We start from the raw sequence: 25311 nt of genomic DNA, 5'->3' as shown, positions 1-25311 counted from the left end.
AAATCACAGGTGCTGACGAAGCAGACGGAACTTCCCCCCACGATCACGGTTTCGAGTCACGAGACCAACCCAAGGAGATGCAGATGTCGAGCAAAATGCCGCCCGTGCCGCCTGAGAACCAGAGCCAGAAGGGTCGAGGAGAAGGGCGACAGGTTAGCCACGATGATGCCCAGCACGGCACTCACGGAGCGCCGGATCCGGAGCGCCAAGGGCAGCAAGCCAACACCAAGGTCAACACCACTCATCAGGGCCGTCAGCAGGATCGGTGATCATGTCCACATCGAAGAAACACCCGAACACGATCCGGCAGGGCGGGCCAGGCGCATCGCACGAGAACGCCAGAAAACCCCTGCGGGTCAACAAACCCCCGGCGGATGAAGACCGTCGATCCAAAAGCCGAGTTTCAGGGGGTGGCGGTGAAAAGGACAGTCATCATTCGCACAATCCAGCCAAGAAGGGTAGCAACAGTTGAACCCACGGCTTTGTGAATGATTGTGCTAAAGCGCGCCGCGTGTGCATGTCATTGTCTCACAACCGAGCCTTTTTTTGAGTGACATGCATAGCCGGACCAGGGTGAGGATCAGCGAGTCGAGACGCCCGGAAAAACCGGAGGCCGTGGGCCCGCACCACTGGCGGAGCGATGCGGGCCCGGCCAAGGGTTACGGCCCTCGACCAGCAGCGAGGGGCTCGCTGCCGCATGCAGAACAAGCCCCGTAATTTCAGGTTCCGCTAATATACAAAAAAGCCGGCCACCTTTCGGCAGCCGGCCAGTTCCAACAGAACAAGGGAACGTGCACTGATGGGGCAGTGCAACGCCCGAAGTGTTTCGAGGCGACGATGTTCCACCGGAAATCCACGGATTCGCCGTTTCGATCTACATTGGCCGGATTGAAAGATCTTTGACGATCTCTCCCAAGTTCTCGCGGAGCCCGGTCCGACGTGTGGCGCCCTGTCTGCGTCTTGGCTCTCTATGCGGCCAGCAAGCTCATCTTTGAAGAATGCCCGCCGCGACTGCCGCGCGCGTCAAACACCGGCGTGCAATTGGTCGAGCGCGCGGCAGACCGGGGACGCGTCAAGTCGAGCGTCGGTCGACGTAGGTGTAGACGCCGGCCCCAATGGCGACCGCGCCGACCGTGATCACGATCGATGGCGCGCCCATCAAACTGGCAAAGACCGCCCAGATGAGGGCGATGACGATAGCGCCGAGTGTTCCCAGGATCAGTCTCGGCATTGTCTACCCCTCCACGTTCGGGCCGCCCGTGGATGGTCGTCACCCACCGGTCATGCGAAACGCCGCATGAAAGCACAGTGTGGCCCATGAGGTGAAGGGCCGCGCCGGAATACTCCGGTGCGGAAAAGATGATGCCCGCGCCGCCAAAGCCCGGGTGTTCAATAGCCAAATGGCTGGACCGGCGCCTAGCGCCTCAGCGCGTGGACTTCCGCCATGCTTTCGCCGCCCATCGGCAGGGCCATGTCATCATCGAGCAGCCGGGTGATGCGGGCAAAGCCCGTAAACGCCTTCCTGGCTGCTTCGGCCGACATTCTGCCCGACAGGGCCGCGGAGCAGCAATTCACGGCGCACTGATACACAGGCCCACGCCGTCCCAATGGCCATTTCTGCAAAAAGACCATCGCTTCGGCAACGCTATCGACTTCCTCGACGGGGTGTCCCTGCCCGCGCGCAATGCGCACGGGCGTAAAGAAATGCAAGCGGTCCATTTTGTTCTCTCCCTGGTCGGCCGCAGCGCGAACCAACCCTACTAAATTCGCGGATGGCGCGTTTGTTCCGCTTATTGCAAAAAAATCTGCGCTGGTGGGCTTGGGTTGCCGACGCCCGCTTTTGTCCGGAACGTTAGGCCGGCTGATGCATTTCGCTCTCGTGATTGCCTTGAGGGACACGTTCAAACCATGCGCATAGCCCATGTCGCCCCTTTGCACGAATCGGTGCCACCCCTTCTCTATGGCGGCACCGAGCGCATCGTTTCCTATCTGACCGAAGGGCTGGTCGAACTCGGCCATGAGGTGACGCTGTTCGCCAGCGGCGACAGCCGGACGTCGGCCAGACTGATACCAGGTCGCGAACGCGCGCTACGCCTCGATCCGCGTCCACTGAAATCGGACACGGCGGCGCATCTTGCGATGCTTGCCGATGTGAGGAACCGAGCCCACGACTTTGATATCATTCATTTTCATCTCAGCCATTTCCTGCATTTCTCGTTCTTCGAGACCATGCCGGACAAGACGGTGACAACGCCTCATGGCCGGCTCGATTATGTCGATCTGGCGCCAGCCTATGAGCGTTTTCCGCGCTTTCCGCTGATCTCGATCTCGCATAGCCAGAAGACCGGGCTTGCGAATGCCAATTGGCTGGCCACCATCCATCACGGGCTGCCGACGGGTCTCTATCAGCCGACCTTCGAGACGGCGGCAGGCGAACCATACCTCGCCTTTCTCGGCCGGCTTTCGCGCGACAAGCGGCCGGACCGGGCCATCGACATCGCCTTGCGCTCGGGCATGAAACTCAAGCTGGCGGCCAAGATCGGCGACGATGATCGCGCCTATTTCCATGAGACGATCGAGCCGTTGATCGATGGCGACCGCATCGACTATGTCGGCGAGATCGCCGAGAGTGAGAAGACTGAATTCCTCGGCAATGCCGCTGGTCTGCTGTTTCCGATAGACTGGCCCGAGCCGTTCGGCCTTGCCGCGATCGAGGCGATGGCGTGCGGTACGCCAACCATCGGCTGGAACTGCGGTGCGTTGCCGGAAGTCATCGACCATGGCGTTACCGGATTTGTCGTCGATTCTCTCGACGCCGCGGTCGCCGCGGTGCCGGCCTTGCTGCAACTCGACCGGCGAAAGGTGCGCGCCGTCTTCGAAAGTCGGTTCTCCGCCAACAGGATGGCGCGCGACTATCTCACTGCCTATGCGCGTCTCATCGGCGCCCCGGCTGAATCGAAAGCGTCGTGAACGACGGCGGACGTTCCGAGCCCGAAACAGAGATTTGTGACTGATGACCGAACTTGACGAGCGCAAGCTCGACCCTGCCGTGGCCCTTGCCTCCCTGGACGAAACCGCGCCGCGCGAGCCGCACCGGCTGTTTGCCCTGAAGCAAGGCGACTGTTTTGCCGTGGCCGATGCCTACGGCGATATCAGGGGTGCGGGCGACGGTTTCTTCCGTGACGACACCCGGGTGCTGTCGGAGTTCAGGCTCACCGTCGGCGGCCGGCAGACATCGCTGCTCGGCGCCTCCCTCAGCCAGGACAATGTGCTGTTCACCAGCAATATGACCAATTTGCCGATGCAAAGCGTCGGTGGCCGCGACATCCCGCAGGGCGCCATCCATATCGAGCGCGTCAGGCTGTTGTGGCAGGACCGGCTGTTCGAGCGCATCACCCTTTCCAACTACAGCCAGGAGCATTCGGCAATCCGCGTCTCGCTGCATTTTGCCGCCGATTTCCGCGACATGTTCGAGGTGCGCGGTTCGACCCGGCCGAAGCGCGGAATGGCGCATGCAGCGGAGATCGAGCCTGCCTCGGTGCTGCTGCGCTATGACGGACTGGACGGGCTGGCGCGGGTGTCTGCGATCACGTTCTCGCAGCCGCCGGACCAGCTGAGCGCCGAGCGCGCGGATTTCCTCATCGCAGTGACCAAGCGCAGCAGCAAGATGCTTTACGTCGAGGTCGGCGCGGAACTGACCGAAACGCCCGACCGCGACCGCTTCCGGGCGGCCGCGGCGCGCGCCCGTTTCGGCATGCGGGCCAAGCGCCGCCATGGAGCGACGGTGCACAGTTCGGGCCGCGTCTTCAACGATTGGGTCGAACGCGCTCGCGCCGATGTCGCCTTGCTGACCACCGAGCTGTCGACCGGCCCTTACCCCTATGCCGGCATCCCCTGGTTTTCGACGGCCTTCGGCCGTGACGGCGTCATCTCGGCGCTGCAGATGCTATGGCTCAACCCCGGCCTGGCGCGCGGCGTGCTTGCCTTCCTCGCCCAGCACCAGGCGACCGAGACATCGCCTTTCAGCGACTCGCAGCCCGGCAAGATCATGCACGAGACGCGCAAGGGCGAGATGGTGGCGCTGCAGGAGCTACCCTTCGGCCGCTACTATGGCGGCGTCGATACCACGCCGCTCTACATCCACCTCGCTTGCGCCTATGCCGAGCGCACCGGCGACATGGACTTCATCGCCAGCCTGTGGCCATCTCTCTGCGCCGCCGCCAAGTGGACGGAAGAGGCGAGCCGCGCAACCGGCTTCGTCACCTATCAGCGCGCCGCCGAATCCGGCCTTGCGAACCAGGGCTGGAAGGACAGCTTCGACTCCGTCTTCCACGCCGACGGGCGCATTCCCAAGGGGCCGATCGCGCTGGTCGAAGTGCAGGGTTATGTCTTCGCAGCCTTCAGGGGCCTTGCCGCTCTCGCCCGCCGCCGGGGCGAGTTCGCGCAGGCCGAGCACTGGGAAAATCGCGCCGAAGAGATGCGGATCGCCGTCGAGCGTGATTTCTGGCTGGACGATCTCGGCTTCTATGCGCTGGCGATCGACGGCGCCGGAGAGCCGTGCAAGGTGCGCACGTCGAATGCCGGACACCTGCTCTATGTCGGCCTGCCCGAACCGGCGCGGGCTAAGATGGTCGCCGACCAGTTGCTTTCGGCTTCCTTCCACTCCGGCTGGGGGGTGCGAACGCTTTCCGACGATGCTGTGCTGTTCAACCCGATGTCGTACCACAATGGTTCCATCTGGCCGCATGACACGGCGATGTGCGGCGCCGGCCTGGCGCGGTTCGGCGAGCGTGACAGCGTGGTGCGGCTGATGAGCGGCACGTTCGAATCCGCCGTGCATTTCAACATGCGACTGCCGGAACTGTTCTGCGGCTTTACCCGCTCGCCGGGTGAAGCACCGATCGCCTACCCCGTCGCCTGCCTGCCGCAAGCCTGGTCGGCAGGCTCGGCCTTCATGCTGATGCAGGCGTGCCTCGGTCTGGAAATCGACGGCTGGAACGGCGAAATCCACGTCACTCGACCCCGTTTGCCGATCGGCATCGATACGCTGACGCTCAGGCATCTGGGTGTCGGCGAAAAGAGGGTCGATCTTACCTTCCAGCGTGTCGGCGACCGCGTCGTCGCCTTTCTCGCCGACCGCCATGAAGGGCTGGTTCCGCTGATCGTGCGGACATGATCGGAACGGCTTTCAACGGGAACCGATCCCAGGGTTTGTGCGTTGCAAAAAACACAGGTTCTCACGGGCGATCGTCGGCTGCGAACACTCAAATGGAACCATGAAGAAAAAGGCCCTGACGGCCAAAATTGAGTTGGAATTGGAATGACCGATTATGGCATGGCCCTGCTCTGGGTCTTGATCCTTGCAAGCCTTGGCCTTTCGATTCTAGCCGTTCTGTTATCGATCTCCAGGCAACGTCGTAGCCATAGCTTGACGGTTGCACCGACTGCCGGCGAGGACGTCGCATCGGAAGCGACGCGCAAGGTTTTGCGGGAGTTCGAGAAGAATGGACAATCTCCCGACGCGGCGCTGGTGAACTGGTCGCCCGACACCTTGCGCAAGATACTTGCCGACGACCTGCCGGACGCGCAGGTCATCGTCGTCTCGAACCGAGAACCCTATATCCACAACATCAAGGACGACGGCGTCGAGCTTCTGGTGCCGGCCAGCGGCCTGGTGTCGGCGCTTGAGCCTATCACCCGCGCCTGCAGCGGCACCTGGATCGCCTATGGCGGCGGAACGGCGGATCGTCTGACGGTCGATAGCAACGATCGGGTTCAGGTGCCGCCGGACAATCCGTCCTATACGCTGCGCCGCGTGTGGCTGAGCGACGACGAATATCAGGGCTACTATCTCGGCTTTGCCAATGAAGGGCTTTGGCCGCTCTGCCATATCGCCTTCACCCGGCCGGTCTTCCGTGCCTCGGACTGGGAGGCCTATGAGGCCGTCAACCGCAAATTCGCCGATATGGTGGTTGCCGAGGCGCGCAATGAGCGGCCGATCGTGCTGGTTCAGGATTACCATTTCGCGCTCCTGCCGCGCATGATCCGCGAGCGCCTGCCGGAGGCGATCATCATCACCTTCTGGCACATCCCGTGGCCGAACTCCGAAGTGTTCAGCATCTGCCCATGGCGCGAACGCGTTCTTGATGGACTGCTCGGGAGCTCGATCATCGGCTTTCACACCCAGTTTCATGCCAATAATTTCACTGAAAGCGTAGACCGGTTCCTGGAAAGCCGCATCGAGCGCGCCGACGCCGCGATCTCGTATGGCGGGCGGACGACCCTGGTGCACGCCTATCCCATCTCCATCGAATGGCCGGCCGAACTCCTGGCCAAACTGCCACCGGTCGAGGAAAGCCGCGCCCGCCTGCGTGAGCGGTTCGGCCTGTCGGCGGACGTCAAGCTGTGCGTCGGCGTCGAGCGCCTGGACTACACCAAGGGCATCCTCGACCGCTTCCATGCGCTGGACGAATTGTTTACGCGCCACCCCGAGTGGATCGGCAAGGTAGTGTTCCTGCAGATTGCTGCCCCAAGCCGCGGCACGCTGCCGGCCTACCAGCAATTGCACGATGAATGCCTGCGTTATGCCAACGAGCTCAACCAGCGCTACGGTCATGACGGCTACAAGCCCGTGGTCATGGTGGCTGAGCACCATTCGCAGCAACAGATCTATGAGATCTATCGCGCCGCCGACATCTGCATGGTCACCAGCCTGCATGACGGCATGAACCTCGTAGCCAAGGAATTCGTCGCCGCGCGTAACGACGAACAGGGCGTGCTGTTGCTCAGCACGTTTGCCGGCGCGTCGCGCGAACTGCTGGAAGCACTGATCGTCAATCCTTACGACGCGGCGATGATGAGCCAGGTGTTGCTGCAGGCGCTGACCATGTCACCGGACGAACAACGCGAGCGCATGCGCCCGATGCGCGAAATAGTGCGCGACAACAATGTCTTTCGCTGGGCCGGCAGCATGCTGCTCGATGCGGCGCGCCTGCGCAAACGCGGCGACCTCGAAAGAGCGACAAGTGTCGCCGAGCGGCCCGCAAACACAGGCAGCAACATCGTCTCACTGTTCGACCGCATGCGGAAGGTGGCGTCATGAATAGCCTGTCGAAAGCACCGGGCCTGCCAACCGCACCCGACCTGCCGGAAGGACAATGGGCGCTTTTCCTCGACATCGACGGCACGTTGCTGGAGCACGCCGCGCACCCCGACGCCGTGTCCGTGAGCGACGAACTGCGCAACCTCCTCGGCATCGTCGATGAACGGCTGGACGGCGCTGTCGCCTTTATCACCGGCCGCTCGGTCGAAGGCGCCGACCGCCTGTTTCATCCGTTGAAGCTGCGTGTTGCGGGTCTTTATGGGCTGGAACACCGGCTGACGCCGGACGGCCCGGTCGTTACCGCCGATGCTCCCGCCGATATCGCTGCCCTTGCCGACGCCATCGAAGCCGAACTGGATGATGGCCTTGTTCATATCGAGCGCAAGGGTCCGATCCTCGCCATCCATACGCGTGCGGCGCCGCATCTGCTGGCCAGGGCAACGCATCTCGCCGAACAGGCATTGACCGAGCTTCCCAAGGGCTATCGGGTTATCCCGGGCAACGCCGGCGTCGAACTCATGCCGCTCGAAGCGGCCAAGGGCGCTGCCGTGCGGCGTTTCATGGCAATCCCGCCCTTTGCCGGACGGCGGCCGGTCTTTCTCGGCGACGACACCGCCGACGAAAACGGTTTCGAGGCGATCAACGAGGCCGGCGGCATCTCGATCCGGGTCAAGCCGCGTGGGCCGACCGTGGCCCAATACAGGCTCGATGATGTCACCTGCGCGATAGCTTGGCTTGCCGCCAATTTCGACGCATCACCGGCCCTCAACCGCAAAGCGTCCTGATCGCTGCCCCTGCGGATCGAATCAAGATCGCCGCGTTTGCGCCGACCTTCGCCAAAAGCCGATCGATAAGCGCTGTTCTCATTGAATATCTTTAAGGCCAAAGCCGGCAAATGGATTGCTTGCCGGTTCCCCTGCGTCAGGCATAACCTGCGCAGTCGACGCGTGAGGGCGCGTGCGGCATCAAGGGGAGGACATCGCAGTGACCATACAAGGCGCATCACCTGATCTATACAATGAGGATCTGGCTCCGGCCAAAGTCCGAAACTGGGGGCCGTTCTCTATCTTCAACGTCTGGACGTCGGACGTCCACAGCCTCTGGGGCTATTATCTCGCCGCAAGCCTGTTCCTGTTTTGCGGCGGCTTCGTCAATTTCATCATCGCCATCGGCATCGGTTCGCTGATCATCTACGCGCTGATGAACATGGTCGGCTATGCCGGCGTGAAGACCGGCGTGCCCTACCCCGTGCTGGCGCGCGCCTCCTTCGGCATCTGGGGCGCCAACATTCCGGCCCTGGTGCGCGCCATCGTAGCCTGCTTCTGGTACGGCGCGCAGACGGCGGCGGCATCGGGCGCGATCGTGGCGTTGCTGATCCGCTCGCAATGGTTCGCCGATTTCAACGCCAACACGCATTTCCTCGGCCATACGGGTCTGGAAGTGATCTGTTTTGTGGTCATCTGGGCACTGCAATTGCTGATCATCCAGAACGGCATGGAAACGGTGCGCCGCTTCCAGGATTGGGCCGGCCCGGCGGTGTGGGTGATGATGTTGATCCTGGCGATCTATCTCTGTGTAAAATCCGGGAGATTTGCCTTCACCAGCGACATCCCGATGGATGTGCTGCTCGACAAGACAAAGGATGCCGGCGTACCCGGAACCCCTGGCTCCTGGACGTCGCTGTTTGCGGTGGCGGCGATCTGGGTCACCTATTTCTCGGCGCTCTATCTCAATTTCTGCGATTTCGCCCGCTATGCCCCAGACAAGGCATCGCTGCGCAAGGGCAACATCTGGGGCCTGCCGATCAATCTCATCCTGTTCTCGCTGGTCGCCGGCGTGACCACCATCGCTGCCTTCGACGTGTATGGCGAAGTGCTTCTGCATCCCGACCAGATCTCGGCGAAATTCGACAGCTGGTTCCTGGCAGCGCTTGCAGCCCTGACTTTTGCCGTGGCGACGCTCGGCATCAATGTGGTGGCAAACTTCGTCTCGCCGGCCTTCGACTTCTCCAATGTCTTTCCCCGGCAGATCGACTTCAAGAAGGGCGGCTATATCGCGGCCGTGATCGCGCTGGTGCTTTATCCCTTCGCGCCGTGGGAAGGCAGTGCCGCGTCTTTCGTCAACGTCATCGGCGCGACGATGGGGCCGATCTTCGGGGTGATGATGGTCGACTACTATCTGATCCGGAAGGGCGAGGTCGACGTCGAGGCACTGTACCGCGAACATGGCGAGTTCCGCTTCCAGGGCGGCTGGCACGTCAACGCCTTCATAGCCGCCGGCATCGGCGCCATCTTCTCCTCGGTCCTGCCGAACTTCACCAACTTGCTGCCGGCATGGTGGGGCGTTTATGGCTGGTTCTTCGGTGTCGGCATTGCAGGGGTCATCTACTACGTCCTTCGCACCGCCGCCCTTGGCGCAGGGGCCAGGACGGCAAAGGCGTGAAATGAGAGATAGGGAGTAGTCAGTAGTCAGTAGTCAGTGGGAATAGTATAATCCCTACTCCCTACTCCCTACTCCACCATCTCAGCCAATCTCCGCACCGTGTTCCAGTTGCGTGCGGTGCCGATGCCCATGCGCTTGTGGTTCATGGCAGCGAGCAGCCGCGAGCTTGGCCGCTCGCGCGAAAAGACGACCCAGATGTCGCCATCGACCGAAGCCACCTTCTCGTCCTCGGCGGCATAGGTCTGGAGCGCGGCCACACCATCCGCTGGCGCTGGCTTGCGCATCACCCGCACAGCCACCTGATCGCCTGCCTCGGCAGAGTCGGCCGGGAATGGGTTGCCGGCGGCAAGTTTCAGCCAATCCTCGGCAGTGCGCACGATGATGACGACGTTGCGGCCGAAGGTTTTTTCGAAGGCCGTTTCCAGCCGCTGTTCCAGCTTGGCGATGCCGGTCGCGCGTGTCTCGAAGACCAGATTGCCGGTCGCCACCAGGGTGCGCGGGTTCTTCAGCCCAAGCTGTTCAGCCATCGCCTTGAGGTCGGCCATGACGACCCGGCGGCCTTCGCCGAGGATAATGCTGTAGAGCAGCGCAACATAGGTCTGCATCAGCTGCGAAACCTCACCGTGGCCCTAGACCAGTCGCGACTGGTCCACCGCGGCCGAGATGAAGCTGGCGAACAGGGGATGCGGCTCAAGCGGCCGGCTCTTCAGCTCCGGATGGTACTGGACGCCGATGAACCAGGGATGGTCGGGGTATTCGACCGTTTCCGGCAGCACGCCGTCGGGCGACATGCCGGCAAACACCAGGCCGCAATCTTCCAGCCGCTCCTTGTAGTCGATATTGACCTCGTAGCGGTGGCGATGGCGCTCGGAAATCTGGGTGTCGCCATAGATGTCGGCGATCTTCGAACCCTTGGCGAGTTCAGCCTGATAGGCGCCAAGCCGCATGGTGCCGCCGAGATCGCCCGTTTCGCGGCGCTTCTCCAGCATGTTGCCTTTCAGCCATTCGGTCATCAGGCCGACGACCGGCTCGTCGGTCGGACCGAATTCGGTCGACGAGGCGTGTTCGACGCCGGCCAGCGAGCGCGCTGCCTCGATGCAGGCCATCTGCATACCGAAGCAGATGCCGAAATACGGCACCTTGCGCTCGCGGGCGAATTTCGCCGCCAGGATCTTGCCTTCCGAGCCGCGCTCGCCGAAGCCGCCGGGCACCAGGATGCCATGCACCTTTTCCAGCCACGGCGTCGGGTCTTCCTTCTCGAAAATCTCGCTCTCGATCCAGTCGAGCTTGACCTTGACGCGGTTGGCCATGCCGCCATGCGACAAAGCCTCGATCAGCGATTTGTAGGCATCCTTGAGGCCGGTGTATTTGCCGACAATGGCGATCGTTACCTCGCCTTCCGGATTGTGGATGCGGTTGGACACGGCCTGCCAGGGCTCCATGCGCGGCTTCGGCGCCGGATCGATACCGAAGGCGGCCAGCACTTCCGAATCGAGCCCTTCCTTGTGGTAAGCCATCGGCACGTCATAGATGTGGGGCACGTCGAGCGCCTGGATGACGGCACTTTCGCGCACATTGCAGAACAGCGACAGTTTTCTGCGCTCTTCCTTGGGGATGGCGCGGTCGGCGCGGACCAGCAGGATATCGGGCGCGATGCCGATGCCGCGCAGTTCCTTGACCGAATGCTGGGTCGGCTTGGTCTTCAGCTCGCCGGCCGTGGGGATGTAAGGCATCAAGGTCAGGTGGACATAGACGGCGTTGTTGCGCGGCAGATCGTTGCCGAGCTGGCGGATCGCCTCGAGAAACGGCATCGCCTCGATATCGCCAACCGTGCCGCCGATTTCGCACAGCACGAAATCATAGTCGTCATTGCCGTCGAGCACGAAATTCTTGATCTCATCGGTGACATGCGGAATGACCTGCACGGTGGCACCGAGATAGTCGCCGCGCCGTTCGCGCTCGATGATGTTCTTGTAGATGCGGCCGGTGGTGATGTTGTCCTGCTGGTTGGCCGAGCGGCCGGTGAAGCGCTCGTAATGGCCAAGATCGAGATCGGTCTCGGCGCCGTCATCGGTGACGAAAACCTCGCCATGCTGGTAAGGCGACATCGTTCCGGGATCGACATTGAGATAGGGATCGAGCTTTTTGATGCGTGCGCGATAGCCTCGCGCCTGCAAGAGAGCCCCAAGGGCCGCTGCAGCGATGCCTTTTCCAAGTGAGGAAACCACGCCGCCTGTGATGAATACATATCGCGCCATGGGAGTCATCGCTTAACGCGGCCGAATTGATTCCGCCAGAGAAAAAACCGCCGCTGAGGCTTTTTCCAGAGAAGGCGCGATAGTCCCGAGGTTCGAGACTGGTGTTTTGGTCAAAACAAAAGGGCCGGCAAAAGCCGGCCCTTTCGGCAGGTTTGTGAAAGCGTCAGATGATGACGACCTTGGTGCCGACCCTGACGCGGCTGTAGAGGTCCATGACGTGCTCGTTGATCATGCGGAAGCAGCCATTGGAAGCGCTGGTTCCGATCGACTGCGGCGCGATGGTGCCGTGGATGCGCAGATGCGTGTCCTTCTTGCCGTCGTAGAGATAGATGGCGCGGGCGCCGAGCGGGTTCTGGCCGCCGCCGGGCATGCCGTCCTTGTACTGGCCGTAATGCTTGGGTTCGCGCTTCTGCATGTCAAGCGTCGGGATCCAGCGCGGCCATTCCTGCTTGTCGCCAACGGCAACCTTGCCCTTGAACTGCAGGCCTTCGCGGCCGACCGCGATCGCATAGCGGCGGGCGGTGAAAGCCGATTCGACGAGGTAGAGGCGGCGCGCGCTGGTATCGATGACGATCGTACCCGGCTCATAGCCGCTGAATTCGACGTCCTGCGGCACGAATTCCGGCTTCACCTTGAACTGCTTCTTGGCTTGCCGCTTGGCGAGAGCCTGGTCGAGCGCGCGCGTTTCGGGGAGATAGGCAATCGACGAGGCAGAGGACGTGCCGCCGAACAGGCCGGCGAACAGTCCGCCACTCGTCGGCTTCTGGCCCGGGGCCTCGCTGCGCAATTCGCCATTGTTGCCGGTCAGCGCGATATTCATCGCTTCGGCCGGAAGCGGTTCAGCCGATTCGATCGGCTCGATCGGCGCGATCGGGTCAACCGGAGCGATGATCTTGGTGGTCTTCTTGCCTGGCTTGGCGTCGGCAACCACGACCGGCTTGCCCTTGCTTGCCAGGAACGCCTGGCGCTGGGCATCGGCCCTGGCTTTCGCCGCATCGCGCATCGCCAGCTTGCGGGCCTCGAGCGCCTTGACGCGGGCGAGATCCCTGTCGGCGGCGATCTTGTCTTCGAGCTTGCTGATCTGAGCCAGATCATCCGGGCTCGGGTTTTTCTTCTTCTTGAGAAGCTTCAGCTGCGTCGCATCGCTCTTGGCGGCGACGTTGATGACAGCGGTTTTGCCAACCGCCTGCGGTGAGGTCATTGCCGGAGTGCCGGCGAAGACCGCGGAGCTCATGCCGAATACGGCACAAAACCCCATGAAAATGAAGCTGCGAAGCTGCATGGCGAAGATCCGATCGTTCAATGCTTGTTGCCCACGGCGTCGCCCGGCGCCCCCCAAGGGCGCAGAAAGTGCCGCCGGCAATCTATAATCGAAGTGGCGTACGGGCCTCAAGCACGGGGTGCGGTCGAATCTTCGTGATCGTGTGCCATTTGCCGCGACTGTGTTGAAACAACAACAGATCGCGGCACCGGACGCTACCGACTACTGGTTCGGAACCTGCGGTGTGACCGGCAAGGTAACGCCATTGGTAGCCGGCGGCGCAGCCGAATCGGTTGCAGGTGGCGTCGCCGGAGATGGAGCCGTCGCCGGGGCCGTGGTGGCGGGAGCCGTCGCGGGCGGCGGCGTGGCGGCGCCGTTGGCCGCGGGCGCGGCCGGTGCGGTGTTGCCCGAAGGCGGCGACGGCGCCGTCGTGCCGGGCAACTGATTGAGCACGCCGTTGCCGCTGTCGGCCGGCACGCGGTCGAGAATGTCGATCGGTTTTTCGCCATAGCGGGCAACGATCGAGAGTGTCAGCGACGTCACGAAGAAGGCCGCGGCCAGGATCGCCGTCGCCCGCGTCAGCGCATTGGCGGCGCCACGCGCGGTCATGAAACCGGAACCGCCGCCAATGCCGAGACCACCGCCTTCGGAGCGTTGCAGCAGCACGACGCCGACAAGGGCGAGCACGACCATGAGGTGGATGACGATCAGTACGGTTTCCATATTTTATCCTGGCAAGCCCTGCCGCTCCCTGGCGATCAGGGCCGGTGATTTGGAGGCGGCTCCATACAATGCTTTAACGGCATTTCCAAGCCCGTGGCCAGAATATGGGAAGCAATGCGCCCTTTGCAAAGATTTCCGCCGAACTGCTGCGTTCATAAGTCGATGACGGAACTGGTCGGCAACGAGATTCCGGGGCCTACGCGATATTCTGGTATGCCTCGGCGATGGCGAGAAAGTCGGACGCCTTCAAGCTGGCGCCGCCAACCAGCGCGCCATCGACGTTTTTGACGCCCAGCAGTTCGACCGCGTTGGACGCCTTGACCGAGCCGCCATAGAGGATGCGCATCTTGCCGGCCACGGCTGCGCCGAGCGCTTCCGCCAGTTTTTGGCGGATATGCGCGTGCGCCTCCGCCACGTCTTCGGCGGTCGGCGTCAGGCCGGTGCCGATAGCCCATACCGGCTCGTAGGCGACAACGGTGTTGGCGGGCGTTGCGCTCGGTGGCACCGAGCCGGCGACCTGGCGCGACAACACGTCGAGTGCTGTGCCCGCTTCACGCTCCGCCTTGGTCTCGCCGATGCAGATGATGGCGACGAGCCCTGCCCGCCACGCCGCCGAGGCCTTGGCGAGCACGATGGCATCGTCCTCGCTGCGCTGTTCGCGGCACTCGGAATGGCCGACAATGACGTGGCTGGCGCCCGCATCCTTCAGCATCTCGGCTGAGACACAGCCGGTGAAGGCGCCGCTTTCCTTGATGTGGCAGTCCTCGCCACCGGCCCGCACCGGCGTGCGCGACAGGATTTCGACGGCGCGCGACAGCAAGGTCGCCGGCACGCAGACCAATGCTTCGGTCTCTGCGTCGAGCCCGCTCATGAAGCCGTTGCCGATCATCCTGAGCTCGTTCAGCGAAGCGCTGGTGCCGTTCATTTTCCAGTTGCCGGCAACGAGCGGTCGAATTCCTGGCGTCATGGGGATCTGGTTCTCCGGGCGACATTGGGGTCTCGCCCTCCCTATCAAAATCAGGCCACAAAGCAATCGACAGTGAGCCGGAAGGGCGCTATTGCGCTTGTTTCAGACTCGGGCGCACGCAAAACTGCGCAAAAATCGGAAGTAACAATGCTTGGTATATTGAGAAGCGCGGCAGGGACCTGGGTCGCGAAAGCCCTGCTGTCGCTGCTGGTGTTGAGTTTCCTTGCCTGGGGCGTCACCACGCGGATGACGGGCGGCTTCCTGGCTGGCCATCATGCGGTGATCACCGCCGGCAGCACCACCGTGTCGATCACCGAGTACCGCCTCGCCTATGATCGCCAGATCGCCATGCTGCAGCAGCAGATCGGCCAGCGCATCAGCCGCGACCAGGCCAAGGCCTATGGCATCGACAACCAGGTGCTGGCTCAGTTGGTGTCCGGCGCCGTCCTTGACGAACAGGCGCGCAAGCTCGGGCTTGGCTTCTCCAAGGACAGGCTGGCCGAACTGACGCGGCAGGAACCCGCCTTCCAGGGCCCGAATGGCCAGTTCGACCGCCGGCTGTTCGAATCCCGGCTGCGCGAACTGGGAATGCGGCCGGAGGATTATCTGAAGAACCGGGCTCAGGTGGCGGTGCGCCAGCAGATCGTCGAAGCGGTTTCGGACGGCCTCAAGGCTCCGGACACCTTCTTCAAGGCAGTTGCGCTCTATCGGGGCGAAGACCGCACCATCGACTATCTGATCTTGCCAAAGGCGTTGGTGGAGCCCATCGAGGCGCCATCCGACAGCGTGCTTCAGGCTTATTTCGAGGCCAACAAGAAAACCTACGCGGCGCCAGAATACCGCAAATTCTCCTATGTCCGGCTCGAGCCCGAAGACATCATGGATGTCAGCGCCGTAACGGACCAGCAGGTCAGCGACGACTACAACAAGAACAAGGGCCGCTACACCACGCCGGAAATGCGCACCATCGAACAGCTGGTGTTTCCTTCCGCGGACGCCGCCAAGGCGGCATCCGATTCGCTGAAGACGGGCGCCACTTTCGACAAGATCGTCACCGCGCAGGGCAAGACCCCGGCCGACACGCTGCTCGGCACGCTCTCCAAGGATAAGATCACCGACAAGGCGGTCGCCGATGCCGCATTCGCGCTTGCCGTCAACGAAGTCAGCCCGGTCGTCCAGGGCGCGTTCGGTCGGGTGCTTTTGCGCGTTACCGAGATCAAACCGGAAACGGTGAAGCCGCTGGCGGAAGTGTCAGACCAGATCCGCAAGGATCTGGCGCTTGGCGAAGCAAGCCGCATCCTGCTCGACGTGCACGACAATTACGAAGACACCCGCGCCGCCGGCAGCACGCTGGCCGAAGCCGCCGCCAAACTCAAGCTCAAGGACGTCACCGTCGAGGCCATAGACCGCACCGGCCTCAAGCCGGACGGCACCATCATCAAGGACCTGCCGGCATCGGCGGACCTGATCAAGGCGGTGTTCGAAGCCGAGCCCAACACCGAGAATCAAGCCCTGACCACGCCTAACAACGGCTTCGTGTTCTATGAACTGACATCGATCACGCCGGCTCGCGACCGCACGCTGGACGAAGTCCGCCAGCGCGTGGTGGCGGACTGGACGACAGAGGAAACGACCAAGCGGCTGACCGCGAAAGCAGACGAACTCGACAAGCGCCTCAAGGCTGGCACCACACTCGACGTCATCGCCGGCGAACTGAAGCTTGAAAAGCAGACCAAGCGCGGCGTGAAGCGCGAGGCCGACGATGTCGATTTCGGCAAGGAGGGTGCTGCTGCGATGTTCGGCGTCGGCGAAGGCGGCACCGGGCTGATCCCCTCGCCCACCGGCGACGGCCAGATCCTGTTCAAGGTCGCCGAAGTGTTCGAGCCGGCCGGAGCCGACGCCAGCTCGGTACCCGACGATGCGCAAAAATCCTTCACGCAAGGCATGTCCGACGATCTGCTCGACCAGTTGGTGGCGCAGTTGCAGACGCAGTACGCCGTCAGCGTCGACCAGGCCGCCGTTGCCCAAGCCCTCGCCCAATGAATGGCCCTAGCCCAATGAATGGCCCTAGCCCAATGAACGTCTTGGCCCAATGAGCGCCCTAAAGACCCATATCGCCAAGGTCGCTACGGGAACCGGGCTTACCTTCGACGAAGCGCGCGAAGCTTTCGACATCATCATGTCTGGCGACGCGACGCCGGGCCAGATCGGCGGCTTCCTGATGGCCTTGCGTGTGCGCGGTGAGACGGTGAGCGAGATTTCCGGCGCCGTCGCCACCATGCGTGCCAAGATGCTGCGCGTCGAAGCTCCTGAGGGCGCCATCGACATTGTCGGCACGGGCGGCGACAATTCGCATTCAGTCAACATCTCGACCGCTTCGGCCTTCGTCATTGCCGGCTGCGGCGTGCCGGTCGCCAAGCACGGCAATCGCGGCCTGTCGTCGCTGACGGGCGCTGCCGATGTGCTGGTCGCGCTCGGCGTCAAGATCGATATCCTGCCAGAGGTGATCGGCCGCTGCATCCAGGAGGCCGGCGTCGGCTTCATGTTCGCGCCGGCGCACCACCCTGCGATGAAGCATGTCGGCCCGACCCGCGTCGAGCTCGGCACGCGCACCATCTTCAACCTGCTCGGACCGCTGTCCAATCCGGCCGGCGTCAGCAGGCAGATGGTCGGCGTGTTCCTGCCTGAATGGATCGTGCCGGTGGCCGAGACATTGAAGGCGCTGGGCACCGAGCATGCCTGGGTCGTCCATGGCGACGGCTATGACGAAATCACCACCACCGGCGAAACGCAGGTGGCGGAACTGGCCGGCGGCGAGATCCGCCATTTCACGCTCACCCCGGAAGCCGTCGACCTGCAGCGCCACACCAAGGACGAGTTGCGCGGCGGCGACGCCGCCTACAACGCCAAGGCGTTGCGCGACATGCTGGGCGGTGCTGCCGGCGCCTATCGCGATACGGTGCTGATGAATGCCGGCGCCGGCATGGTGGTAGCCGGCAAGGCGACGACGCTTGCCGACGGCATGGCCGCGGCCACACAGGCCATCGACAGCGGCCGGGCGCTGGGCGTGCTCGACAGGCTGGTCGAGATTTCGAACGGATGAGCCGTGGCTGACATTCTGCGCAAGATCGAGGCCTACAAACGCGACGAGATCGCGGCGGCGAAGGCGCGGATACCGTTGGCCGAGATCAAGGCGCGAGCCAAGGATGCCGACGCACCGCGTGGCTTTCTGAGGGCGCTTGAGGCGAAGCGCAGATCGGGCAGCTTCGGCCTGATCGCCGAGATCAAAAAGGCAAGCCCATCCAAAGGCTTGATCCGTGCCGATTTCGACCCGCCCGCACTGGCGCAGGCCTATGAGAAAGGCGGTGCCGCCTGTCTTTCGGTGCTGACCGATGCGCCATCCTTCCAGGGCGCGCCGGAATTTCTCACCAATGCACGGAAGGCAGTGTCCCTGCCCGCGCTGCGCAAGGATTTCCTGTTCGACCCTTACCAGGTCTACGAGGCTCGCGCATGGGGCGCCGATGCCATCCTGATCATCATGGCCAGCGTCGATGATGCCTTGGCGAGCGAATTGGAAGCGACCGCATTCGAACTCGGCATGGACGCGCTGATCGAGGTGCATGACGAGGCCGAGACGCAGCGCGCGGTAAAACTCTCGTCGCAGCTGATCGGCATCAACAACCGCAATCTCAGAACATTCGAGACCAGCCTCGAGACCTCGGAACGGCTGGCATCGATGGTGCCGGGCGGCCGATTGCTGGTCAGCGAGAGCGGAATTTTCACCCACGACGATTGCTTCAGGATGCAAAAGACCGGCATCAGCACCTTCCTCGTCGGCGAGAGCCTGATGCGGCAAGAGGATGTCGCTGCGGCAACGCGGCTGCTTTTGACAGGCAAGGCGAAAGCAGAGGCCATCTGAGGATGGCAGCCGCCCTCACCCATCTCGGCGCCAAGGGCGAGGCCAACATGGTCGATGTCGGCGAGAAGGCGGAGACGACGCGCACGGCGGTCGCCGAGGGCTTTGTCTCGATGCGGGCCGAAACCCTGAAGATGATCCTCGACGGCGACGCCAAGAAGGGCGATGTGCTGGGTACCGCGCGCATTGCCGGCATCATGGCTGCCAAGAAAACGCATGAGCTGATCCCACTCTGCCATCCGCTGCTTTTGACCAAGGTGTCGGTCGACATCGAACCGGACACCACGCTGCCCGGCCTCAGGGTCACCGCGCTCGCCCGCGTCACCGGCAAGACCGGGGTCGAGATGGAGGCGCTGACCGCGGCATCTGTCGCGTGCCTGACCATTTACGACATGGCCAAGGCGGTCGACCGCGCCATGGTGATTTCCGGTATAAAGCTGGTGGAAAAGACCGGCGGCAAGTCCGGCGACTACAAGGCGGGTTCGTAAATGGCGCTGGTTCCGGTCGCCGAGGCGCTTCAACGCCTACTCGACGGCGCTGTGGCGTTGCCCGGTGAAAGCGTCGCGCTGGCGGATTCGGCCGGCCGGGTGCTGGCGGAGCCGGTCGTGGCGCTGCGTACCCAGCCGCCTTTCAATGCATCTGCCATGGACGGCTATGCCGCACGGGCGCGGGATGTGGCGACCCTCCCGGCGAGGCTTTCGGTGATCGGCAAGGCGCCTGCAGGGCGAGGCTTTGACGGCGCTGTAGGTAAGGCGGAAGCTGTGCGCATCTTCACCGGCGCGCCGCTGCCGGAAGGCGCAGACACCATCGTCATCCAGGAGAATGTCCGCGATCTCGGCGGTGGCCGGATCGAGGTCACCGAACCGACGGCGAAGAACCGTAACATCCGCCGCCTTGGACTGGATTTTGCCCAAGGCGACGTGCTGCTGGAGAAAGGCCGCGTGCTCGATCCGGCTGCATTGTCGCTGGCGGCGTCGGCCAATCATCCCCGGTTGAACGTGGTGCAACGGCCGCTGGTCGCCATCATCGCCACCGGCGACGAATTGCTGCCACCGGGTAGCGAACCTGGCCCCGACCAGATCATCTCGTCCAACGCCTATGGCGTCGCTGCTGTGGCGCAGTCGGTCGGCGCTCGCGCGCTCGATCTCGGTATAGCGGCCGATCGCAAGGAAGCGATCGCGGCGCTGGTGAAAAAGGCGGTCGATGCGAAAGCCGACGTCATCGTCACGCTCGGCGGCGCCTCGGTCGGCGACCATGATCTCGTCCATGACGTGCTGACCGGCGAAGGCATGAACCTCGACTTCTGGAAGCTCGCCATGCGCCCGGGCAAGCCGCTGATGTTCGGGCGGCTGGGCGATATCAGGTGCATCGGCCTGCCCGGCAATCCGGTGGCGAGCCTGGTCTGCTCGCAATTGTTCCTGAAGCCGTTATTGGCGCAGCTCGGCGGCCGTCCCCACCGGCAGGACATCCGCCAGGCTCAGCTTGGCGCCGCGATGCCGGCCAATGATCTAAGGCAAGACTATGTGCGCGCCGTGGTCCGGGAAGAAGCCGGCGCATTGGTGGCGACGCCGTTCGGCATCCAGGATTCCTCGATGCTGAGAATGCTGGCCGACGCCACCGGCCTGATCGTGCGCGAGCCCTTCGCTCCGGCGGCAGAAGCAGGCGCTGCTTGCAGCGTTCTGATGTTGCGCTGAAGGTCGCGGATCCAAGCCGTTAATTCCAAGAGATAAGACTGGTTGTTACTCCGCCAGCAATGTCCGCGTCAGCGGATGTGTCGGATCGGCAAGCCCGTCGACGATGCTGAAATGATGCCGGTCCGGCTCGACCACTGTGCTGGTCGTGGCGCCGAGGCCGATCCAGATGTTGGCAAGCAGCGCATTCTGGCGCAGGAACTCCGCCCGCTCGCCGCCGCCGGCCCAGCAGGTGATGCGCGCGCCCTGCATGGGGCGCAGCAGAACCGGGCTTTCGGCCAGTGCTTCCGCTTCATCGATGGCCAGTGTCGCGTTCATCCCCGTCCGCATGATCGGCCGCAGATCATGAACCCCGGAGATCGAGACGACATTGCGTATGCGGCCGGCCACATCGGCGGCCAGAGGCGTCGTTGTCGTCACCATCCTGGAGGCGAGATGGCCGCCGGCGGAATGCCCGGTCAGGATCACCGGCCCGCCGACCATCGTCGCCGCCTTGCCGATCGCCGCCGCGATTTCCCTGACGATGCCGGAAATGCGTATGTCGGGACAAAGCGTGTAAGTCGGCATTGCCACGGCAAAGCCATTGGCAACCGCGCCGTTGGCCAGATGCGACCATGGCTTGTTGTCGAACGCCTTCCAGTAACCGCCATGGATGAAGACGACGAGCCCTTTGGGCATGACATCGGGAAGGAACAGATCGAGCCTGTTGCGCGGGCTGTCGCCATAGGCGATGTCGAGCTTGGCCCGACCGGACGCCGACATTGTGTCGCGAAAAGCCTGTGCCGGTGTGTCCCACGCGGCCGGCCAGCGATTGCTGCCGGCAATGTTGTCGCCGTTGGCGTAGGCATTGTCCCAATCGGCAACACGATGTTGGAGCATCTGCATCCCTCCCGGATGGCTTCAGTTCAGTCGACAGGAATGGCCGCCGAACAGGGCGGCGTCAATCCTGCGACCTAAAAACATTTTAGGCTTGAAACAAATTTCGACTGGTGCGATCCTGCGCCTTGTTCAGCCATGGGCGCGAGGCAGACAGGGGCAGCCGAAAATGCTTGGGCCATCAGCGCATATCGACACATTCACGCGCGACAACCTGCCGCCGCCGGAGCAATGGCCGGAGTTTTTGCTCGACGGCTTCGACTATCCCGACCACATAAATGCCGGCGTCGAATTGACCGACAGGCTGGTCGAAAAAGGGTTCGGCGACCACACCGCGCTGATCGGCAATGGCCGCCGCCGCACCTACAAGGAACTGTCCGACTGGACCAACAGGCTCGCCCATGCCCTGGTCGAGAATTATGGCGTCAAGCCGGGCAACCGGGTGCTGATCCGCTCGGCCAACAACCCGGCCATGGTCGCCTGTTGGCTGGCCGCCACCAAGGTTGGCGCGGTGGTCGTCAACACCATGCCGATGCTGCGCGCCGGCGAACTCGCCAAGATCGTCGACAAGGCGGAAATCACGGTTGCGCTTTGCGATACAAGGCTGATGGACGAGATGACCGCCTGCGCCAAGGGCAGTGCGTATCTCAAGCAGGTCATTGGCTTCGACGGCACGGCCAACCATGACGCGGAACTCGACCGCGCCGCCCTCGACAAGCCGGTCACCTTCACTGCCGTCAACACCGGCCGCGACGATGTCGCCCTGCTCGGCTTCACCTCCGGCACCACCGGCGTGCCGAAGGCGACGATGCATTTCCACCGCGACCTGCTGATCGTCGCCGACGCCTATGCTCGCGAAATCCTGGAGGTGACGCCCGACGACATCTTCGTCGGCTCCCCGCCCCTTGCCTTTACCTTCGGTCTTGGCGGGCTCGCCATCTTCCCGCTGCGTTTCGGCGCCGCGGCGACGTTGCTGGAACAGGCGACGCCACCCAACATGATCCACATCATCGAGACCTACAAAGCGACCATTTCCTTCACCGCTCCAACCGCCTATCGGGCCATGCTCAAGGCCATGGATCAAGGCGCTGACCTGTCCTCGCTGCGCGTCGCGGTTTCGGCGGGCGAGACGCTGCCGGCGCCTGTCTTCGAGGAATGGACTGAGAAGACCGGCAAGCCGATCCTCGATGGGATCGGCGCCACCGAGATGCTGCATATCTTCATCTCCAACCGCTTCGACGACATGAAGCCGGCCTCCACCGGCAAACCAGTCGGCGGCTATCTGGCACGCATCGTCGATGACGAGATGCGGGAGTTGCCGCGCGGCTCTGCTGGCCGGCTGGCGGTGCGCGGCCCGACCGGCTGCCGCTACATGGCCGATGCCAGGCAAAAGGACTATGTCCGCGACGGCTGGAATCTCACCGGCGATACGTTCACGCAGGACGAGGATGGCTTCTTCCACTTCGCCGCGCGTTCCGACGACATGATCGTCAGCGCCGGCTACAACATCGCCGGCCCCGAGGTCGAAGCGGCGCTGCTCTCGCATCCCGACGTCGCCGAATGCGCGGTGACCGGCGCCGAGGACGGTGAACGCGGCCAGATCGTCGAGGCGCATATCGTGCTTGTGCAAGGTGTTTCGCCGGACGCATTGACCGTCAAACGCCTGCAGGACCACGTCAAGGCAACGATCGCGCCCTACAAATATCCGCGTTCGGTGAAGTTCATCGACGCCTTGCCCAAAACCCAGACCGGCAAGATCCAGCGCTTCCGGTTGCGCGCGGAGAAGAGCAATTGATTAAGCCGCACGATCCGGCGTCCGATGGCGCGCAGATGTCGTTCAAGGAGCGGATGTCCTACAGCGACTATCTGCAGCTGGACAAGGTGCTCGATGCGCAGGCGCCGCTGTCTTCGGCCCATGACGAGATGCTGTTCATCATCCAGCATCAGACATCGGAATTGTGGATGAAGCTCGCTTTGCACGAGATCGGCGCCGCGATCCGCTCGATCCGCGCCGACCGCCTCGAACCGAGCTTCAAGATGCTGTCGCGCGTCGCGCGCATCTTCGAGCAGCTCAACAATGCCTGGGACGTGCTGCGCACGATGACGCCAAGCGAATACACCGAGTTTCGCGACGCGCTCGGCCAATCCTCGGGCTTCCAGTCGTGGCAGTACCGCGCCATCGAGTTCATGGCCGGCAACCGCAACCCAGCCATGCTCGGGCCGCACAAGCACCGGCGCGATCTTACGGACAGGCTGGAAGCGATCCTGGCCACGCCGTCGCTGTACGACGAGGCGCTTCTGCTTTTGGCGCGCAATGGCTTCGACATCGGCGCCGATGCCGGGCGCACGGACTGGCGCGAGACGCGCGGTGAGAACGAAGACGTGCTGGCTGCCTGGCAAACCGTCTACCGCGACCCGCAGCGCTACTGGATGCTCTACGAACTGGCCGAGAAGCTGGTCGACTTCGAGGATTACTTCCGCCGCTGGCGCTTCAACCACGTCACAACGGTCGAGCGCATCATCGGCTTGAAGCGCGGCACCGGCGGCACCTCAGGCGCCTCCTATCTGAAGAAGATGCTGGAGGTCGTGCTGTTTCCGGAGCTCTGGACGGTCCGCACCCGGCTCTAGAGCATTTCACCGTTTAACGGAAACGGCGAAATGCTCTAGCTCTTTGATTGACGCAATTTCGGACGGAAAACCGCTTCACACTTTTCCTGAAATTGCTCTGGTTTCTCACGTAACCGCGGTCTTCACCGCGAAGCGGGCGTCCTGCCAGGCGCCGGTGCGCAGAATATCCTCCAGGACTTCGACCGCCTGCCAGACATCGCCATATCCGACATAGAGCGGCGTGAAGCCGAAACGGATGGTCGACGGCGCCCGGAAATCGCCGATCACGCCGCGCTCGATCAGCGCGCGCATCACCTGATAGCCATGCGGATGGAGGAACGACACCTGGCTGCCGCGCTGGCTGCCGTCGCGAGGACTTTCCAGTTCAAGCCGGTAGGCGCCGCATCTGGCTTCGACGAGCTGGATAAACAGGTCGGTCAGCGCGATGCTTTTTCTGCGCACCGCCGCCATATCGACGTCGTTCCAGATATCGAGCGCGCCCTTGAGCGCCCGCATCGACAGCACCGGCTGCGTTCCGCACAGGAAGCGGCGAATGCCGCTGCCGACGGCAAAGCCCTGCTCGAAGGCAAAGGGCCGCGCATGGCCCCACCAGCCGCTGAGCGGCTGGTGGGCATCGTCATGGTGGCGCTCGGCCGCGTAGATGAAGGCCGGCGAGCCCGGGCCGCCATTGAGGTATTTGTAGGTGCAGCCGACGGCGAAATCGGCATTGGCACGGTCAAGTTCGACCGGCAAGGCGCCGGCCGTGTGGCAGAGATCCCAGATGATCAGCGCGCCGGCGTCATGTGCCTTGCGCGTCAGCGCCGCCATGTCGCGCAACTGGCCGGATTTGTAGTTGACGTGGTTGACCAGGATGACGGCAACGCTGTCGTCGATCAGCTCCTCGATTGCGGCCGCGTCGACGCCCTCCAGCCGCAGCCGCGTTCCCGGCCGGGTCGAGGCGACGCCTTCGGCCATGTAGGGGTCGGTCGGGAAACTGTCGCCCTCGGCAACGATGACCGACCGATCCGGCCGCATGCCGAGCGCTGCGTGCAGCAGCTTGTAGATGTTGATCGAGGTTGTGTCGCAGACCACCGTCTGCCCATCAGCCGCGCCGATCAGTCGCCCGAGCTGATCTCCGAGTTCCACCGGCATGTTGAACCAGCCGGCGGTGTTCCAGGCGCGAATGAGGTCGTGCGCCCATTCCTGCGTGGCGGCCTGCTGCAGTTCGCTGAAGACGACCGCTGACGCGGCGCCCAGGGAATTGCCGTCGAGATAAATCACGCCTTGCGGCAAGACAAAGCGTTCACGCATGGAGCGCAGCGGATCGGCGGCATCCATTGCTTCGATTGTAGCGAGATCGGGTGTCGTGCTCATGATCCGGCGCCCCTCCATGGACAAACGCGCGCGGCGGAGCCTGCCGCCCAAACATGCCGGCGATCTTGAGTGGTCGCCCTTGAACTGTCAAACA

23 protein-coding genes are annotated in these 25311 nt (G+C 63.2%); 14 read left to right on the top strand and 9 right to left on the bottom strand.

The features are described from left to right. Positions 1 to 83: 83 nt before the first annotated feature. Both NKH22_RS25205 and NKH22_RS25200 read left to right on the top strand, forming a co-directional pair. Positions 84 to 269 carry a hypothetical protein gene (locus NKH22_RS25205; protein ID WP_023688550.1) on the top strand — a complete coding sequence of 62 codons (186 nt, stop codon included), beginning with the start codon at positions 84 to 86 and terminating at the stop codon, positions 267 to 269. A gap of 2 nt (positions 270 to 271) precedes the next feature. Continuing rightward, positions 272 to 472: a hypothetical protein gene (locus tag NKH22_RS25200; RefSeq protein WP_081727376.1), complete on the top strand. Its 201-nt coding sequence runs from the start codon at positions 272 to 274 to the stop codon at positions 470 to 472. A 600-nt stretch (positions 473 to 1072) separates the two neighbouring features. Here NKH22_RS25200 and NKH22_RS25195 read toward each other — a convergent pair. Then, entirely contained in the window at positions 1073 to 1231 is a 159-nt protein-coding gene (locus NKH22_RS25195) for a hypothetical protein (protein WP_023672685.1), read from the bottom strand. 185 nt (positions 1232 to 1416) lie between these two features. Beyond that, a complete protein-coding gene (locus NKH22_RS25190) occupies positions 1417 to 1719 on the bottom strand; it encodes a DUF982 domain-containing protein (RefSeq protein WP_023688551.1) in 303 nt (100 codons plus the stop codon). Positions 1720 to 1908: 189 nt separating this feature from the next. Between NKH22_RS25190 and NKH22_RS25185 the strand changes: the two genes are divergently transcribed. The 5 genes from NKH22_RS25185 (at position 1909) to NKH22_RS25165 (ending at position 9544) form a co-directional block, all read left to right on the top strand. Next, on the top strand, positions 1909 to 2970 hold the full coding sequence (locus NKH22_RS25185; protein ID WP_023672687.1) for a glycosyltransferase family 4 protein: 1062 nt from the start codon (positions 1909 to 1911) through the stop codon (positions 2968 to 2970). A gap of 43 nt (positions 2971 to 3013) precedes the next feature. Continuing rightward, on the top strand, positions 3014 to 5176 hold the full coding sequence (locus NKH22_RS25180) for an amylo-alpha-1,6-glucosidase (RefSeq protein WP_023693460.1): 2163 nt from the start codon (positions 3014 to 3016) through the stop codon (positions 5174 to 5176). 144 nt (positions 5177 to 5320) lie between these two features. Beyond that, on the top strand, positions 5321 to 7102 hold the full coding sequence (locus NKH22_RS25175) for an alpha,alpha-trehalose-phosphate synthase (UDP-forming) (protein WP_023822675.1): 1782 nt from the start codon (positions 5321 to 5323) through the stop codon (positions 7100 to 7102). After that, on the top strand, positions 7099 to 7887 hold the full coding sequence (gene otsB / locus NKH22_RS25170; RefSeq protein ID WP_023822676.1) for a trehalose-phosphatase: 789 nt from the start codon (positions 7099 to 7101) through the stop codon (positions 7885 to 7887). The genes NKH22_RS25175 and otsB overlap by 4 nt, the downstream gene beginning before the upstream one ends. A gap of 199 nt (positions 7888 to 8086) precedes the next feature. Continuing rightward, positions 8087 to 9544 carry an NCS1 family nucleobase:cation symporter-1 gene (locus tag NKH22_RS25165; RefSeq protein WP_023710457.1) on the top strand — a complete coding sequence of 486 codons (1458 nt, stop codon included), beginning with the start codon at positions 8087 to 8089 and terminating at the stop codon, positions 9542 to 9544. A 68-nt stretch (positions 9545 to 9612) separates the two neighbouring features. On the opposite strand, the gene NKH22_RS25160 is transcribed toward NKH22_RS25165, so the two are convergent. From NKH22_RS25160 to tpiA, 5 genes are all read right to left on the bottom strand, one after another. Further along, positions 9613 to 10149 (bottom strand): DUF1697 domain-containing protein, encoded by a 537-nt coding sequence (locus tag NKH22_RS25160; RefSeq protein ID WP_023822677.1) that lies wholly within the window; start codon positions 10147 to 10149, stop codon positions 9613 to 9615. 24 nt (positions 10150 to 10173) lie between these two features. Beyond that, positions 10174 to 11811: a CTP synthase gene (gene pyrG, locus NKH22_RS25155; protein ID WP_081725397.1), complete on the bottom strand. Its 1638-nt coding sequence runs from the start codon at positions 11809 to 11811 to the stop codon at positions 10174 to 10176. Positions 11812 to 11965: 154 nt separating this feature from the next. Then, a complete protein-coding gene (locus NKH22_RS25150) occupies positions 11966 to 13084 on the bottom strand; it encodes a L,D-transpeptidase (RefSeq protein ID WP_023693456.1) in 1119 nt (372 codons plus the stop codon). A 201-nt stretch (positions 13085 to 13285) separates the two neighbouring features. After that, complete coding sequence (gene secG, locus NKH22_RS25145) at positions 13286 to 13786, bottom strand: preprotein translocase subunit SecG (RefSeq protein WP_352802801.1); 501 nt, start codon at positions 13784 to 13786, stop codon at positions 13286 to 13288. Positions 13787 to 13982: 196 nt separating this feature from the next. Continuing rightward, positions 13983 to 14753: a triose-phosphate isomerase gene (tpiA, locus tag NKH22_RS25140; RefSeq protein ID WP_023724396.1), complete on the bottom strand. Its 771-nt coding sequence runs from the start codon at positions 14751 to 14753 to the stop codon at positions 13983 to 13985. Positions 14754 to 14900: 147 nt separating this feature from the next. Between tpiA and NKH22_RS25135 the strand changes: the two genes are divergently transcribed. The 5 genes from NKH22_RS25135 to NKH22_RS25115 are packed head-to-tail and all read left to right on the top strand — an operon-like array spanning position 14901 to position 20363. Beyond that, a complete protein-coding gene (locus NKH22_RS25135; RefSeq protein WP_023822202.1) occupies positions 14901 to 16796 on the top strand; it encodes a peptidyl-prolyl cis-trans isomerase in 1896 nt (631 codons plus the stop codon). A gap of 49 nt (positions 16797 to 16845) precedes the next feature. Continuing rightward, complete coding sequence (gene trpD / locus NKH22_RS25130) at positions 16846 to 17856, top strand: anthranilate phosphoribosyltransferase (protein ID WP_023822203.1); 1011 nt, start codon at positions 16846 to 16848, stop codon at positions 17854 to 17856. A gap of 3 nt (positions 17857 to 17859) precedes the next feature. Continuing rightward, positions 17860 to 18672: an indole-3-glycerol phosphate synthase TrpC gene (trpC, locus tag NKH22_RS25125; protein WP_023688562.1), complete on the top strand. Its 813-nt coding sequence runs from the start codon at positions 17860 to 17862 to the stop codon at positions 18670 to 18672. 2 nt (positions 18673 to 18674) lie between these two features. Then, positions 18675 to 19157, top strand: a complete 483-nt coding sequence (gene moaC, locus NKH22_RS25120; RefSeq protein ID WP_023684710.1) for a cyclic pyranopterin monophosphate synthase MoaC — start codon at positions 18675 to 18677, stop codon at positions 19155 to 19157. Next, positions 19158 to 20363 (top strand): molybdopterin molybdotransferase MoeA, encoded by a 1206-nt coding sequence (locus tag NKH22_RS25115; RefSeq protein ID WP_023693454.1) that lies wholly within the window; start codon positions 19158 to 19160, stop codon positions 20361 to 20363. It begins immediately after the preceding gene. 45 nt (positions 20364 to 20408) lie between these two features. On the opposite strand, the gene NKH22_RS25110 is transcribed toward NKH22_RS25115, so the two are convergent. Then, positions 20409 to 21239, bottom strand: coding sequence for a hormone-sensitive lipase (locus NKH22_RS25110; RefSeq protein WP_023706240.1), 831 nt, complete (start codon positions 21237 to 21239; stop codon positions 20409 to 20411). A gap of 166 nt (positions 21240 to 21405) precedes the next feature. Between NKH22_RS25110 and NKH22_RS25105 the strand changes: the two genes are divergently transcribed. Both NKH22_RS25105 and kynA read left to right on the top strand, forming a co-directional pair. Then, positions 21406 to 23031, top strand: coding sequence for an AMP-binding protein (locus tag NKH22_RS25105; RefSeq protein ID WP_023822204.1), 1626 nt, complete (start codon positions 21406 to 21408; stop codon positions 23029 to 23031). Then, complete coding sequence (kynA, locus tag NKH22_RS25100; protein WP_352911442.1) at positions 23028 to 23864, top strand: tryptophan 2,3-dioxygenase; 837 nt, start codon at positions 23028 to 23030, stop codon at positions 23862 to 23864. Before NKH22_RS25105 ends, kynA begins: the two co-directional genes overlap by 4 nt. A gap of 105 nt (positions 23865 to 23969) precedes the next feature. Here the strand turns inward: kynA and kynU are convergent, their stop codons facing one another. Further along, the gene (kynU, locus tag NKH22_RS25095; RefSeq protein ID WP_352911440.1) at positions 23970 to 25217 is read right to left on the bottom strand and encodes a kynureninase; all 1248 of its coding nucleotides are present in this window, start codon (positions 25215 to 25217) and stop codon (positions 23970 to 23972) included. Between the last annotated feature and the right edge of the window lie 94 nt (positions 25218 to 25311).

It is taken from the genome of Mesorhizobium sp. M1252, from assembly GCF_040318265.1.
Classification (GTDB): domain Bacteria; phylum Pseudomonadota; class Alphaproteobacteria; order Rhizobiales; family Rhizobiaceae; genus Mesorhizobium.
The sequence above is the reverse complement of the archived record's forward strand: the minus strand, read 5'-3'. Positions and strand labels throughout refer to the sequence as shown.

What these genes read in the sequence shown, in the direction of transcription:
- secG (WP_352802801.1), bottom strand. Translation starts at nt 13,786, where the DNA reads ATGGAAACCGTACTGATCGTCATCCACCTCATGGTCGTGCTCGCCCTT.
- NKH22_RS25175 (WP_023822675.1), top strand. Translation starts at nt 5,321, where the DNA reads ATGACCGATTATGGCATGGCCCTGCTCTGGGTCTTGATCCTTGCAAGC.
- tpiA (WP_023724396.1), bottom strand. Translation starts at nt 14,753, where the DNA reads ATGACGCCAGGAATTCGACCGCTCGTTGCCGGCAACTGGAAAATGAAC.
- NKH22_RS25105 (WP_023822204.1), top strand. Translation starts at nt 21,406, where the DNA reads ATGCTTGGGCCATCAGCGCATATCGACACATTCACGCGCGACAACCTG.
- NKH22_RS25135 (WP_023822202.1), top strand. Translation starts at nt 14,901, where the DNA reads ATGCTTGGTATATTGAGAAGCGCGGCAGGGACCTGGGTCGCGAAAGCC.
- moaC (WP_023684710.1), top strand. Translation starts at nt 18,675, where the DNA reads ATGGCAGCCGCCCTCACCCATCTCGGCGCCAAGGGCGAGGCCAACATG.
- NKH22_RS25205 (WP_023688550.1), top strand. Translation starts at nt 84, where the DNA reads ATGTCGAGCAAAATGCCGCCCGTGCCGCCTGAGAACCAGAGCCAGAAG.
- NKH22_RS25110 (WP_023706240.1), bottom strand. Translation starts at nt 21,239, where the DNA reads ATGCTCCAACATCGTGTTGCCGATTGGGACAATGCCTACGCCAACGGC.
- trpD (WP_023822203.1), top strand. Translation starts at nt 16,846, where the DNA reads ATGAGCGCCCTAAAGACCCATATCGCCAAGGTCGCTACGGGAACCGGG.
- otsB (WP_023822676.1), top strand. Translation starts at nt 7,099, where the DNA reads ATGAATAGCCTGTCGAAAGCACCGGGCCTGCCAACCGCACCCGACCTG.
- NKH22_RS25190 (WP_023688551.1), bottom strand. Translation starts at nt 1,719, where the DNA reads ATGGACCGCTTGCATTTCTTTACGCCCGTGCGCATTGCGCGCGGGCAG.
- pyrG (WP_081725397.1), bottom strand. Translation starts at nt 11,811, where the DNA reads ATGACTCCCATGGCGCGATATGTATTCATCACAGGCGGCGTGGTTTCC.
- NKH22_RS25200 (WP_081727376.1), top strand. Translation starts at nt 272, where the DNA reads ATGTCCACATCGAAGAAACACCCGAACACGATCCGGCAGGGCGGGCCA.
- NKH22_RS25115 (WP_023693454.1), top strand. Translation starts at nt 19,158, where the DNA reads ATGGCGCTGGTTCCGGTCGCCGAGGCGCTTCAACGCCTACTCGACGGC.
- NKH22_RS25160 (WP_023822677.1), bottom strand. Translation starts at nt 10,149, where the DNA reads ATGCAGACCTATGTTGCGCTGCTCTACAGCATTATCCTCGGCGAAGGC.
- NKH22_RS25195 (WP_023672685.1), bottom strand. Translation starts at nt 1,231, where the DNA reads ATGCCGAGACTGATCCTGGGAACACTCGGCGCTATCGTCATCGCCCTC.
- NKH22_RS25185 (WP_023672687.1), top strand. Translation starts at nt 1,909, where the DNA reads ATGCGCATAGCCCATGTCGCCCCTTTGCACGAATCGGTGCCACCCCTT.
- NKH22_RS25150 (WP_023693456.1), bottom strand. Translation starts at nt 13,084, where the DNA reads ATGCAGCTTCGCAGCTTCATTTTCATGGGGTTTTGTGCCGTATTCGGC.
- NKH22_RS25180 (WP_023693460.1), top strand. Translation starts at nt 3,014, where the DNA reads ATGACCGAACTTGACGAGCGCAAGCTCGACCCTGCCGTGGCCCTTGCC.
- kynU (WP_352911440.1), bottom strand. Translation starts at nt 25,217, where the DNA reads ATGAGCACGACACCCGATCTCGCTACAATCGAAGCAATGGATGCCGCC.